Source organism: Paenarthrobacter sp. 22069 (assembly GCF_052046035.1).
Taxonomy (GTDB): Bacteria; Actinomycetota; Actinomycetes; order Actinomycetales; family Micrococcaceae; genus Arthrobacter.
Genome location: NZ_JBQEQF010000001.1, coordinates 161,368 through 173,958, shown reverse-complemented (window position 1 = coordinate 173,958; position 12,591 = coordinate 161,368). Strand labels below are relative to the sequence as shown.

The following is a 12,591-nucleotide window of genomic DNA, read 5'->3' as shown; positions in this document are numbered from 1 at the left end:
CCGGTAGACTTGGACGGTGCTGAACGAATTCTGGGCCACCGCGCCAACCCGCTACAAAGTCCTGGTCTTCGGCGCGATGGGACTGATCGCCGTCGGCATCATCCTCAACCTCATCGGCAACACCGGGGGCAACCAGGCCCTGGCGATGGCGTCGCTGCCCCTCATCGGCCTGGGCCTTGTCCTGCACGTGGTCGGCATTGTGGTCCGCGGCCAGTCGATTCGCAAGAATCTCAGGCGCTAGCTGCCGCGTTCCGCAGGACGTGGCTGCGGGCGTGCTCCACAGCATCAGGAAGCTGCTCGAAGAGGTGCTTGTGGTGCCGCAGGGAACGGATCACGCCCACGTTGGTGACCAGGGCCAGGTGGTCCGGCCGTACACCCTTGAGCAGGACGGTGATGCCGCGCAGTTCCAGCGCCGCGATGACCTCCACCAGGGCGTGGGCGCCGGTAGCATCAAGCATCCGCAGCTGCGAGAGCCGGATGATCGCCACCTGGACGTCCCTTACCTGGCTGATCTCCTGCAGGATCCGCTCGGCGGCGCCAAAGAACATCGCTCCGTCCAGCCTTAGGACGGCGATGTGCTCATCCCCTTCGGCCGAAGGCCCGGGGATGGATTCCCGCTGGACGCCGCTGAGGGAGGCGAATTTCCGCAGCGCGAAGAGCGCCGCCGCGGCAAGGCCGATCTGGATGGCAACAATCAGGTCGAAGGCTACGGTGATAACCGCCGTGAGGACGAAGACTGCGGCGTCGGCCCGCGTTGAGCGCAGGATGGCGGCGACGGTGCGGCGGGAAACCATCCGGACCGCCGTGACCATCAGGACCCCGCCCAGTGCTGCCAAAGGAATGCGGCTGACCATTCCGGACGCGAGGTAGGTGATGCCCAGCAAGACGACGGCGTGGACAGCCGCGGCAAGGCGGGTACGAGCGCCGGAACGTACGTTGACGGCGGTCCTGGCGATGGCCCCGGTGGCCGGCATGCCGCCAAACATGCCGGCGGCGATGGAAGCCAGGCCCTGTCCGGTCAATTCACGGTCCGGGCTGTAGGGCCCGGTGGGCCTGCCGTCCGGGCCTGCCATCCCCGCCGCCACCCTGGCCGACAGCAGTGATTCGATGGCGGCAAGGACGGCAATTGCTGCGGCGGGCATGGCAAGACTGCCCACAGAGGCCAGGTCCAGGATGGGCAGTGCCGGTGCCGGGAGGGCATGCGGCAGTGGGCCGATCCGTGGGACGTCCAGCTGGAGGAATTCGGCTGACGCCGTCGCCAGGAGGACCGCGACCAGGCTTGCCGGAACGGCACGGAGCGGCTTTTGCAGCAGGAACATCACGACGGCGACCAGCACCACGAGCGCCAGCGTCAGCAGGACGGTGGGAGCCTGCGCGGCGGACGCAGCCTCAGCGGCAGCGATGACGGTGTTGTGTCCGGGGACGCCGGACGTGCCCGTTGCGAGCGGAATCTGCTGGAGGAAGATGATGGCCGCGATCCCCAGGGTGAAGCCCTCCACCACGGGCCAGGGGATGAACGCGACGGCCCTGCCCAGGCCGCTGAATCCCATAATGCACACCAGCAGCCCTGCCATGAGCGAGAGCAGTGCCACGCTGCCCGCACCGTGGACCGCCACCACGGGTGCGAGGACCACCACCATGGCGCCGGTAGGACCGGAAACCTGCACCGATGACCCTCCCATGAGGGCTGCCACCAACCCCGCCACGATGGCGGTGATAAGGCCAGCCTCGGCGCCTACCCCCGAACTGACGCCGAACGCGAGGGCCAGAGGGAGGGCGACGATGCCCACGGTGATGCCCGCCAGCAGGTCGGTGCGCCACGATGCGCCGAGACCGGTGTAATCCTGGCTGGACGGGAGGAACCGGGCAAACCTTGTTCCGGCCCGGGGGGTGGCCGGCATGGAGTCCGCAATCACGAGTCTGACCCGCGTGAGAGGTGCTCCGCCGGCAGCTGCTGTGCCAGCCGGAGCTGTTCGTTCGATTCGGACAGGCTGTCCAGGAGGAAGGTCCGGGCAATTGCGAGCAGTTGCGAAACTCCCGGGTGCGCCAGCTGGTAGGTCACGGCATTGGCGGTGCGCACGGAGGTCACCACCTTGTGCCTGCGAAGCGTGGCAAGGTGCTGGGAGAGGTGCGAGGCTTCGAGGCCGGTCTCGGCCAGGAGGTAACTGACGGCCGCGGTTTCCTCCGGAGCTGCGGCAAGGAGTTCAAGGATCCGGATACGGGCCGGGTGCGCCAGGCCCTTGAAGAGGTTTGCCTTGATCTCGTACAGCGGGGCTTGGGCTGAAGACAGCAAAGGAGGGAACTCCTAGCGGCTTGATGGAATGATGAATCCATCATACCAGCGGGTTGCGCAACTTGTTCAGCTACGGCCGGCGATAGGCTGGAATCCATGACTATCAATCCGGACCTGCAGGGCCGTAGCTACCCTGCCGCAGAGGTTTACGACGTCGGCCGCGAGAAGATCCGTGAGTTCGCCCGCGCCGTGAAGGCCACCCACCCGGCGCACTTCGACGTGGACGCAGCCAAGGCACTGGGCCACTCGGACCTGGTGGCACCGCCAACCTTCGCGATCATCATCGCCCAGCGGGCCGACGCCCAGCTCATCGAGGATCCGGACGCGGGGATCGACTTCTCCCGGGTGGTCCACGCCGACCAGCGCTTCACCCACCACCGGCCCATTGTTGCCGGGGACCGCCTCGTCGCGGAACTGCATGTCGACGGAGTCCGGGCCATGGGCGGCGGCGCCATGATCACCACGCGTTCGGAGATCTTCGCCCTTGGTTCCGGTGATTCGCGGGAACCCGTCACCACCACCACGTCATCCATCCTGGTCCGCGGAGAGGGACAGTAACCATGAGCCCCAGCTTCAACGAACTCAGCGCCGGCCAGGAAATCGGCAGCCGCACCATCGACGTCACGCGCACCGACCTGGTCAAGTACGCCGGCGCCTCCGGGGACTTCAACCCCATCCACTGGAACGAGGCCTTCGCCACCGGCGTGGAACTGCCCGGCGTCATCGCGCACGGCATGTTCACCATGGGCTCGGCCGTCCAGCTGGTGACTGACTGGGCAGGCGACCCGGCCGCCGTCGTCGACTTCCAGACCCGCTTTACCAAGCCGGTCCTGGTCACCGACACCACCGGAACCGGCCAGCCCGGGGCCACCATCGAGGTCAGCGGAACCATCGGAAAGCTCGACGCCGATGCGGGCACTGCGCGCGTCGACCTCACCGTGGTTGCGGCGGGGCAAAAGGTCCTGATGAAGGCCCAGGCCCTCGTCAAACTGTCCTGAGCCGCAACTTTTGACCACTCCTGCAGCCACCACCGCAACTGCCGCCCAGGTCACCCACTGGCGCAACGCCGTCGTAGTGGCCTACGGGGCCAGTGGCCTGGCATTCGCTTCCTGGGTGTCCAGGCTTCCCGCCATTAGGGATGCCCTGGACCTCAGCCCGGGCAACATCGGCGTCATCCTGCTGTGCATGACGTTGGGCTCCTTTGCCTCCGTCTCTGCCTCCGGGCTGATCGTCCTGCGGCTGGGGTCCAAGCGCACCATCCGGACCGGGAGCATCATGGTGGGCGTCGGCCTGCTGGCCGCCGGTTTTGGCACAACTGTGCTGGCTAGCCCGGTGGCCACCGCAATCGGCCTCGCCATCATCGGCCTGGGCACCGGAAGCTGGAACACCGCGTCCAATGTGGAAGGTGCCGCGGTGGAACGCGCGGTGGGCCGGCACATCATGCCCCGGCTGCACGGGGCGTTCAGCCTGGGAACCGTGGCAGGCGCGGGACTGGGTGCCGCCGCTGCCGCCTTATCGTTGCCGGTGTTCTGGCACCTGGCCGCGGCAGGCGCCGTCGTTTCCGTGTCCGTGGCTACCGCGGCGTCCTGGTTCCGGGCAGACATCACTCCCGTGGCGGGGGAGCGCGCCTACTCCCCGGACAACTTCGAGGACCCGAGCACCGGGCCCATCCCCGTGATCCCGGCTGCAGGTGCGGCGGAGGTGCCGCTGGACAACAAGCGCAAGATTGCCCAGGCATGGCGGGACCGCCGGACCCTGCTGCTCGGCGTTCTGGTGCTCGGCCTGGCTTTGGCCGAGGGCGCCGCGGGGGACTGGGTGGCCCTGGCCCTGGCGGACGGCCACGGGCAGAGCGATGCTGCCGGTGCCGCGGGCTACGGGCTGTTCGTCACGTTCATGACCATAGGCCGGTTCGCCGGGACGGTGATGCTGGACAGGTTCGGCAGGGTTCCCGTGATGCGCTGGTGCGCTGCCATGGCCGTGTTGGGACTGGGCGTCTTCGTCTTTGCGCCGGTGCCGTGGCTTGCCTACGTAGGGCTCGCCGTGTGGGGCCTGGGAGCATCCCTGGGATTCCCGGTGGGGATGTCCGCCGCGGCCGACGACCCCGCCATGGCTGCCGCCCGGGTGTCCGTGGTGTCCACCATCGGCTATGCCGCGTTCCTGTGCGGTCCGCCGCTGCTTGGGCTGCTGGCCGAGCATGTGGGTATCCTGCATTCATTGCTTGCGGTGATGGTGATGCTCGCGGTGAGCTTCGTGCTGTCCCCGGTGGCCCGGAAGCTGGCCTAGTTACTGCGTTGTACTGCGTCCGCACAGTACAACGCAGTAACTTTTCAAGTAACGTGGACAGGTGACTTCCACGCTCCTTTCCTCCCTGACCACCTCCGCCGTCGGCGGCCCTGCCGGCAAGTACATCGAGGCCCGCACCGAGGCTGAGATCATCGACGCGGTCCGCTCCGCGGATGCGGCCGGTGAAGAGGTCCTGATCGTCAGCGGCGGCTCCAACCTCCTGGTGTCCGACGACGGGTTCCCCGGGACTGTCATCAGGATCGCCTCTGAGGGGTTCACCGTCAACGCCGAGGACTCATGCGGGGGAGTTGCCGTGGTGGTGCAGGCCGGCCACAACTGGGACAGGCTGGTGGAGCACGCGGTACGTCACGCCTGGTCCGGAATCGAGGCGCTGTCCGGCATCCCCGGGTCAACCGGTGCCACGCCTGTCCAGAACGTGGGCGCCTACGGGGCAGATGTTTCCCAGACCATCGCGGCCGTCCGCACCTGGGACCGTGAGCGCAACGCCGTCCAGACCTTCACCAACTCGGAGCTGAAGTTCGGCTACCGGGACTCCATCCTCAAGCAGACCACCGTCAACGGTTCGCCCCGGTACGTGGTCCTCACCGTGGAATTCCAGCTGCCCCTGGGACGGATGAGCGCACCCATCCGCTATGCCGAACTTGCCCGTTCGCTCGGCGTGGAGGTGGGCAAGCGCGCCTACGCCAACGACGTCCGCCGGGAAGTGCTTCGGCTGCGCGCCTCCAAGGGCATGGTCTGGGACACCGCCGACCGGGATACCTACTCCACCGGATCGTTCTTCACCAACCCCATCGTGCCCGCAGGCGTCGCGGACAGCTTGCCGGAAACGGCACCACGCTACCCGGCCGGCAGCGACGGGATGGTGAAACTCTCCGCCGCCTGGCTTATCGACCAGGCAGGTTTCGGCAAGGGCTTCGGCCTGGAACCGGGCGGCGTGGCCGGTGGCCGGGCCTCCCTGTCCACCAAGCACACGCTGGCCATCACCAACAGGGGCTCCGCCAGCGCCGCCGACATGGTGGCGGTGGCGCGGGAAGTGCGGGCCGGCGTCGAACACCGCTTTGGCATCCGGCTCCACCCCGAGCCGCTGCTCATCGGCCTGGAACTCTAGTCACCCGAGGCCGTAACCGGGCCTAGGATGGGCCCATGGCTGCACATGGTTCCCTCCGCGACGGCAGGATGATGGGACGGCTCCGGCTGTCCTCCCAGCGGCTCGCAGGGGACGGTGCCGCCTCAGTGCCGGAGCTGATCCGGTGGATGACTGCCATGCAGGCGCAGGACCTGCCCGCGGCCCTGTGGGCGGTGGGTGTCCGCGTCCCGGGCGCGGGAATCACCGATGTCCGGGCTGCCATCGATGCCGGGACAGTGGTGCGCTCCTGGCCCATGCGCGGCACCCTGCACCTGGTGGCCCCCGAGGACCTGCGGTGGATGCTGGACCTGACCGCGGAACGGCTCACCAGAAGTATCGCGGCGCGCCACCGGCAGCTGGAGATTACGTGGGCGGATGTAGAGAAGGCCCGGGACCTGGCGCTGGACCGCATCCTTGCGGACGGACCCATCAGCAGGGCGGGGCTGTTCAAGGTTTTCGAAGACGGCGGCCAGCCGACGCAGGGCCAGCGGGGTATCCACCTTCTCGGTTCGCTGTGCCGGCACGGCTGGCTGGTCCTGGGGCCCCTGGCCGGCAACCAGCAGCTGATCGCGGCCTTTGATGAGTGGATTCCGTCGTCCCGGAGCCTGGAGCGGGAGGAGGCCCTGGCCGAGTTCCTGAGGCGTTACTTCCGGAGCCATGGGCCGGCCACCCTCCACGACTTCGCTTGGTGGACGCAGCTGCCGCTGACCGAGGTGCGCGCTGCGTTTGAGTATGTCCGTGACGAATTGGTGGAGCTGGAGTTCGAGGGGACCAGCTATTGGCTGTCAGCGGAGGTGGCGGCCCTGCTGGACTCCGGCCTTCCGGGTGCGCGGTCTGTCCACCTGCTGCCCGGTTTCGATGAGTTCGTCCTCGGCTACACGGACCGCAGCCTCGTCCTGGCACCGGAGCACTCCGACCTGATCGTGCCCGGCGGGAACGGCGTCTTCAAGAAGACGGTGGTCGCGGCGGGAAAGGTGGTGGGCACCTGGGCGCTGCAGGGCACCGGGCCGCGTGCCGCCGTCGTACCCGAACTCTTCGATGAAGCCCGTCCCCTTGGTCCGGCAGCGCAGGCCGCCCTGGCCAAGGCCGCCAGCCGGTACACGAGATTCCTGGCCACCTGACTGGCTCCTGCCCGCATAACCGGTCCTTGCCCGCATAACCGGTGCCGGGCAGCAACGGTCATGCGGGCATGGGCCGCTCATCTTGGTGGCCATCCACATAGCGGGGTCCGATGCTGCCGCTGCCGGTGTCCGCCGCCGACCCTTGAGGGATGAACTCCAATGCTGCGCGGGCCCTGGTAGATGATCGATGGCCCGATCGAGTGGTTGCGTCAACGCACCAGCTGGCGGCTGCTGGGCTGGACGACCGGGTGGTGACGGCGGCCGTCACGAGCGGTGGCCTGCTCCGGTTGCGGCGGGGAGCCTACGTCCGCAGTGCGCACTGGAATGCCCTCAAGCCGTGGGACCGTGACAAGCTCCGCGTCATGGCGCATTTCGAGTCGACCGGGGGCGCCTCCCGGTACAGCCACGTTAGCGCGGCTTTGCTGCATTGCTGCACCGTCTGGGCGAGTGGGGCGCTGGTCCACGTGACAACGCAGTATTCCAACTCGAGATCCAGTGCGGGCCGGGACGTCCGGACTCACCGATTCCCGCTCACGGAACACGAGCTGGCCTCATTGTGGACACCTGACGGCCGGGAGATCCTGACCACCTCGATGGAAAGAACAGTCCTGGACTGCGCCCGGATCCTGCCCCTCGACAAGGCAGCCGTTATCGGTGACTACGCGCTCCGCAAAGGCGCATCCATTGACACAATGCGGCACTTGCTGGACGAAAGCCCCACGGTGCGCGGTGGCAGGCGTGCCACTGATCTGCTCAATGTCCTGGATGCACGATCCGAATCTGCGGGGGAGACACGGACCAGGCTGCTGCTTCGGTCCTTCGGCTTGGGTATGTTCGAACCGCAAGTCGAGATCCCCACCCGTGAGGGCCTCTTCCGGGCAGATTTCGCCGACCACGAGGCCCAGGTGATCATCGAGTTCGACGGGGCAGCCAAGTACACGGACTACAAGCCGGCTGCCGACGTGCTGCTCGCGGAGCGGCGCCGGGAGAATGCATTGCAGGAGCTCGGATGGGCCATCTTCCGGATCCATTGGAATCACCTGGACCGGCCAGGAGAGCTGCGGCACCGGCTGCATGCGTTCCTGGCGGGGCACCCCGGAACACAGAAACGGCCCCGTCCCGCATAACCGGTGCCGGGCAGCAACGGTTATGCGGGCAAGGGCCGCTCGTGAGGCAGCTGTAGGGTTACAGGTTGCCGGTGGCGATGTTGAGCATGCGGCGCAGCGGCTCGGCGGCGCCCCAGAGGAGCTGGTCGCCCACGGTGAAGGCGCTGATGTACTGCGGGCCCATTTCCATCTTGCGGATGCGGCCCACCGGGATGTCCAGGGTGCCGGAGGCGGCCACCGGGGTCAGCGCGGCCATGGAGGCTTCCTTGGTGTTCGGAACCACCTTGGCCCACTGGTTGTCCTCGTCCAGCAGCTTTTCGATCTCGGCCACGGACAGGTCCTCGCGGAGCTTCAGCGTCAGGGCCTGGGAGTGGGAGCGCATGGCGCCGATGCGGACGCAGAGGCCGTCCATGATCACATGGTTTTCCTCGGAGGTGCCCAGGATCTTGTTGGTTTCGACCCCGGCCTTCCACTCTTCCTTGGACTGACCGTTGCCCAGGTCCGCGTCGATCCAGGGGATCAGCGAGCCGGCCAGGGGGACGCCGAACTGGGTGGCGTCGATGTCGGTCCGCTGGTGGGCCAGGACCTTGCGGTCAATGTCCAGGATGGCCGACGCCGGGTCGTCCAGTTCCGTGCTGACCTCAGCGTTGAGCGTGCCGAACTGGCTGAGGAGCTCACGCATGTGCCGGGCGCCGCCGCCGGAGGCAGCCTGGTAGGTCATGGAGGTTCCCCACTCCACCAGCCCGTTCTTGAACAGGCCGCCCAGGCCCATGAGCATGCAGGAAACGGTGCAGTTGCCGCCGATGAAGTCCTTGGTGCCGTTGACCAGGCCCTTGTCGATGACGTCGCGGTTGATAGGGTCCAGCACGATGATCGAGTCATCGTTCATGCGCAGGGTGGAGGCAGCGTCGATCCAGAGGCCGTCCCAGCCGCGGCTGCGGAGGTCGCCGTGGACCTGCTTGGTGTAGTCGCCGCCCTGGGCGGTGACGATAATGGGCAGCTTGGCCAGGGTGTCGAGGTCGAACGCGCTCTCGAGCTTGCCGGCGCCGTCAGCGAACGACGGCGCGGCACCTCCCGCGTTGGAGGTGGAGAAGAACACCGGGTTGATGTTGGCGAAGTCGCCCTCGTCCTGCATGCGCTGCATGAGGACGGAACCGACCATGCCGCGCCATCCGACCAGGCCGACGGAAGGGGTAGCTGCTGTAGTCATTGGTCCAGTTTAGACTTCGCATCCGGCAGGACGCAGTCGGTTACGTCACGCCCCGGGCAGGTCGGCAAGGTACGACGGCGGCACATACCCGGGCGGTCGGCGGTGCGCCGCTGCGGGGCCCGTGGGGTAGCTGTGCAGTTCGCCCGTGCTGGTGGTTCGCAGCACCCGTTTTTCACCCCGTGCAAGCGCAGCCTTGTGCTCAGCGTAGACGGCATCGTTGTGCCGCTCCTGGTCTGAGCTGTAAATCAAAGCCTCGGCTCTTCTGCTGGCGCTTGAGTGGATGGAGCCTGGCCCTTTCAGCTTGCGCTTTTTGGACGCCCGCAGTTCGCGGCGAAGGCTGCGGACACCCATTAGCCAGCCTCCGGTGAAGAGGACCGTACCCAGGAGTCCGAAAATGACAATAATTACGTTGAGGCTGGCAAGTGCGACGATCAGCATCAGGGGTGCGCCGAGGGCTGGAATGGTCATGAGGGCCGTCACGACAACGAGCCCTGTGGCCGTATGGACCGAGTAGTTTCCGGATGGCTGGGAGACGCCGATACCCCATTCGTCCTTCGTATAGGCGTGGACCGCGCGCCCATGCCGGTTGCGTAGAAGTACGGACGGTCCACCATTGCCTAGATGACTTGTGCAGTATCGGGAAGCCGCAGGCAGCCGGAGCCTGTTCGGGGAATCACTGGTTCACATGTCCTGCGCCGGGCTCTGGTGCATTGCGCTCCTTGCGCAACTTCTTGGCCCGGTACTCGTCCCTGGCCAAGCCAAACGTGTACCAAGCCCCGAAGCCACCCAGGGCAATTGCGAACAGTGCGCCCCACTCAGGGGCCGTGCCCTGCCTGAACGAGGCGATGAACAGCACCATGGAGCCAATGAAGATCAGCCCGAGAAAGGCGGACACAATTCCCATGCCCCACCAGCTCCGGACCTGTGCCTGGCCCCGGCCCGGAGAAAAGCCGATCTCGTCGCCGGGATAGCTGTGCAGCTGACCCGTACTTGTCCTGCGCAGAACGCGCTTCTCGCCCCGTGCGAGCGCTGCCTTGTGCTCGGCGTAGACCGTATCGTTGTGCCGCTCCTGGTCTGAGCTGTAAATCAAGGCCGCTTACGTCCTTGTTGTTGGCGGGGGCGTCGGCGAAGCCTCCCAGTAAACGGGTGCGTGCTCTCGGGGAAGTGTTCGCGGGTGATGGCGATGTTTGCTGGATTCCAAATCGATACCTCCATTTCCAGTCTTCCTACCAGTCCGGCCTGCTCGAGCGGCGGGTTGGCGGCTGAAGGGTCTTTCCTGCCGCCTTCCTCAGGCGCGCTGCCTTGCGCTCCTTGAAGTAATAAGCCCACGATGTTGGCACCAGGACCAGTGCAATCGTGCAACCGACGACGAATTCCACCCAGTTGGTGACTCCCTCGCCGCTGAGGAGAATGATGGCGGCGCCGACGACGACGGCGGAGAACAGCGATATCAGGACGGCGAGGAACAGCAGTCCGCCCGCGGAATTGACGGGTTTGACGGCACTTCCGGCGTCGCCCTTGTAGACCCCGTATTCCTCGACAGTGAGTCCCTGCTTGGCGGCTTCGTGCTCGATCTGCCGCCTGTAGTATCCCTTGCGCCGGGCCGGAGGCTGATTTTCGGATGTCTTGTCGCTCATCGCGTTTCTCCACGCGTTTGCCGAATCGAAGCAAGCAGCGCTGCCGTGTCCAGGCCCGTGGTTTCTTCGACGTCCGCTGTTGGATCGACGACTTTGGCGACCGCCCAGCCCGAGCCATCGGGCCTGATGAGAAGGTGGTCTTCGCGGGAGATCGACTTCACCCGGATAAATGCGGTGCCCTCCGGATGGTTCCGGATGTGCTCCTCGATGAGGGAAAGCTGGGCGTCCGCACCATTGATGTCGGGGTCCTGGGCGAAGATGAACCACGTACCAAGGGTTCTGGGCTGCATCAGCAGCGACACCTTGTCGGATTCCACGTGCACAACGGTGTCGGTCTTCCTATCGTCAACAAGACTGATCTCGGTCCAGCGGTCCGCCTTGGACAATGCATACGCCGTGGGCGCCGCCGGGCCTTCCAATTCCAGATCCTCACCAACGCTCGCAAAACCCCGGGCTAAAAGGGAAGAACCTCCGGCAACGCATATCCGATCGGACTGGACTTCCTCTTGGAGCCGAAGGACCTCAGCCGACTTTCCCGCGGCATCGGTATCAAACCTTCTGATGATGTAGGCCAGTTCGGCGAAGCCGAAACCGACAGCTGTGTCCGAAGATCCGGTGGAGGCGGTGCTGGTTGTCACGAGTTGTCCTTCGATTGATTTAGCCAAAGCCGAGGAAGCTGGCCGCTGACTTGCCAAGCTCCGCCAGATTCTTTCCGGTGTCCTGGACGAACTTTCCGGGGTCCATAACCGCACCGGCCGCCGTGTCCGCGACGTTACTGGCCGCGCCATTTACGAATTCCTTGACCGCGGGTATTTCATAAATTGCGATTCCTGCACTGACTACCGTGCAGACCGTACCAGCTGGCGGCGGAAGGAAGCAGGCTACACCAAGCGCCGTCTTCGCGCCGGACCACAAGGCAGCATCGGTCTTTCCCGCGGCAAGGGCACCGACAGTGTCGAACGCGTTCAGGCCCACCCCGGCCCACCCCAGGCCACGGCCCAATCCGCTCTTCCCAAGGCTTTCCAGGACCGGTCCCTGCCCCTTGAACAGCCAGGTGCTTTCCTTGAAGAATCCGTCGAACTGATTGAGCGCCGGGACGTATTTCTGGAGATTCTTCAGCCCAAGTAGGTCTGTCCCTGAATCAAGCAGGTTATAGGTGACGCTGTTGGCTGGGAGCTTGGCCCAGCGTGCCGCATCAGTGAAGTCGTCCAACCCTTTAGACGCCATCGTCGCCAAACCGAAAACGCTTTTTGGAAGATCCAGACCTGCTTTGACCTGGCTGCGCAGGCCCCATCCGTCGCGGAACGGAGAACCCTTGGCCAGCCAGTCCGGGCCCCATGGGTTGGGCGCGTAAGGCGTGCCGGCAGGACCGGCCGGGAATCCATCACTGCCGGAGCCTGGAACTGCGCCGGAGCCGTTGGTACTCGCCTTCTCCTGCTCGTCAGCGTTCTTCAGCAGCAGCTTGGATTCCTGCTGCAGCCGGGAGGCGGTTTGCTGAAGAAGGGCCCGGTGGCTGGTGTTCCAGTCAGACCGGAACCGCTGGGCGTCTGCGCCCTTCCAGGCCGGGTTGTTGTTGATCTGGCTGCTCAGCTGCGTCGACTGCTGCTGCAGCAGGTCCGCCGTCTTGCTGAACTGCTGCGCGAGGGTCCGAAGTTGCTCGACGTCGGCGCCCCACAAAGTTCCTGCCACCAGGATTCCCCCAATATTCTTTCAACAGCCCCCAGTGTGCTGGGTGCCCCAGCCTAGGGCAGCAGCGGGCCGGCCGCGATGGGGCGGTCTCCCCATGCAACGAAC

At 65.9% G+C, this 12,591-nt stretch carries 15 protein-coding genes; 7 read left to right on the top strand and 8 right to left on the bottom strand.

Annotated elements, in window-relative coordinates:
• The first annotated feature begins 16 nt into the window (after nt 1-16).
• The gene (locus tag ACTJK0_RS00860; RefSeq protein WP_440743908.1) at nt 17-241 is read left to right on the top strand and encodes a DUF3188 domain-containing protein; all 225 of its coding nucleotides are present in this window, start codon (nt 17-19) and stop codon (nt 239-241) included.
• Here ACTJK0_RS00860 and ACTJK0_RS00855 read toward each other — a convergent pair.
• Nucleotides 231-1,901 (bottom strand): SulP family inorganic anion transporter, encoded by a 1,671-nt coding sequence (locus ACTJK0_RS00855; RefSeq protein ID WP_440743907.1) that lies wholly within the window; start codon nt 1,899-1,901, stop codon nt 231-233. The two genes, ACTJK0_RS00860 and ACTJK0_RS00855, sit on opposite strands and share 11 nt — an antisense overlap.
• A gap of 11 nt (nt 1,902-1,912) precedes the next feature.
• Nucleotides 1,913-2,293, bottom strand: coding sequence for an ArsR/SmtB family transcription factor (locus ACTJK0_RS00850; RefSeq protein ID WP_440743906.1), 381 nt, complete (start codon nt 2,291-2,293; stop codon nt 1,913-1,915).
• A gap of 96 nt (nt 2,294-2,389) precedes the next feature.
• Here ACTJK0_RS00850 and ACTJK0_RS00845 point away from each other — a divergent pair, with 96 nt between their 5' ends.
• The 6 genes from ACTJK0_RS00845 (at nt 2,390) to ACTJK0_RS00820 (ending at nt 7,971) form a co-directional block, all read left to right on the top strand.
• Nucleotides 2,390-2,851 carry an FAS1-like dehydratase domain-containing protein gene (locus ACTJK0_RS00845; RefSeq protein WP_440743905.1) on the top strand — a complete coding sequence of 154 codons (462 nt, stop codon included), beginning with the start codon at nt 2,390-2,392 and terminating at the stop codon, nt 2,849-2,851.
• A 2-nt stretch (nt 2,852-2,853) separates the two neighbouring features.
• A complete protein-coding gene (locus tag ACTJK0_RS00840) occupies nt 2,854-3,291 on the top strand; it encodes a MaoC family dehydratase (RefSeq protein ID WP_440743904.1) in 438 nt (145 codons plus the stop codon).
• Nucleotides 3,292-3,301: 10 nt separating this feature from the next.
• On the top strand, nt 3,302-4,576 hold the full coding sequence (locus tag ACTJK0_RS00835; RefSeq protein WP_440743903.1) for an MFS transporter: 1,275 nt from the start codon (nt 3,302-3,304) through the stop codon (nt 4,574-4,576).
• Nucleotides 4,577-4,637: 61 nt separating this feature from the next.
• Complete coding sequence (locus tag ACTJK0_RS00830) at nt 4,638-5,705, top strand: UDP-N-acetylmuramate dehydrogenase (protein WP_440743902.1); 1,068 nt, start codon at nt 4,638-4,640, stop codon at nt 5,703-5,705.
• Between the two features lie 35 nt (nt 5,706-5,740).
• Nucleotides 5,741-6,844 carry a winged helix DNA-binding domain-containing protein gene (locus ACTJK0_RS00825; RefSeq protein WP_440743901.1) on the top strand — a complete coding sequence of 368 codons (1,104 nt, stop codon included), beginning with the start codon at nt 5,741-5,743 and terminating at the stop codon, nt 6,842-6,844.
• A gap of 149 nt (nt 6,845-6,993) precedes the next feature.
• The gene (locus tag ACTJK0_RS00820) at nt 6,994-7,971 is read left to right on the top strand and encodes a hypothetical protein (protein WP_440743900.1); all 978 of its coding nucleotides are present in this window, start codon (nt 6,994-6,996) and stop codon (nt 7,969-7,971) included.
• 58 nt (nt 7,972-8,029) lie between these two features.
• On the opposite strand, the gene asd is transcribed toward ACTJK0_RS00820, so the two are convergent.
• The 6 genes from asd to ACTJK0_RS00790 all read right to left on the bottom strand — a co-directional run bounded on the left by asd (nt 8,030) and on the right by ACTJK0_RS00790 (nt 12,486).
• Entirely contained in the window at nt 8,030-9,160 is a 1,131-nt protein-coding gene (gene asd / locus ACTJK0_RS00815) for an aspartate-semialdehyde dehydrogenase (RefSeq protein ID WP_440743899.1), read from the bottom strand.
• A 45-nt stretch (nt 9,161-9,205) separates the two neighbouring features.
• A complete protein-coding gene (locus ACTJK0_RS00810) occupies nt 9,206-9,628 on the bottom strand; it encodes a hypothetical protein (protein WP_440744012.1) in 423 nt (140 codons plus the stop codon).
• Between the two features lie 205 nt (nt 9,629-9,833).
• Complete coding sequence (locus tag ACTJK0_RS00805; protein ID WP_440743898.1) at nt 9,834-10,250, bottom strand: hypothetical protein; 417 nt, start codon at nt 10,248-10,250, stop codon at nt 9,834-9,836.
• A gap of 136 nt (nt 10,251-10,386) precedes the next feature.
• Nucleotides 10,387-10,797 (bottom strand): hypothetical protein, encoded by a 411-nt coding sequence (locus ACTJK0_RS00800; RefSeq protein ID WP_440743897.1) that lies wholly within the window; start codon nt 10,795-10,797, stop codon nt 10,387-10,389.
• Nucleotides 10,794-11,435 (bottom strand): hypothetical protein, encoded by a 642-nt coding sequence (locus ACTJK0_RS00795; RefSeq protein ID WP_440743896.1) that lies wholly within the window; start codon nt 11,433-11,435, stop codon nt 10,794-10,796. The genes ACTJK0_RS00800 and ACTJK0_RS00795 overlap by 4 nt, the downstream gene beginning before the upstream one ends.
• Nucleotides 11,436-11,454: 19 nt before the next feature.
• Entirely contained in the window at nt 11,455-12,486 is a 1,032-nt protein-coding gene (locus tag ACTJK0_RS00790) for a hypothetical protein (protein WP_440743895.1), read from the bottom strand.
• Between the last annotated feature and the right edge of the window lie 105 nt (nt 12,487-12,591).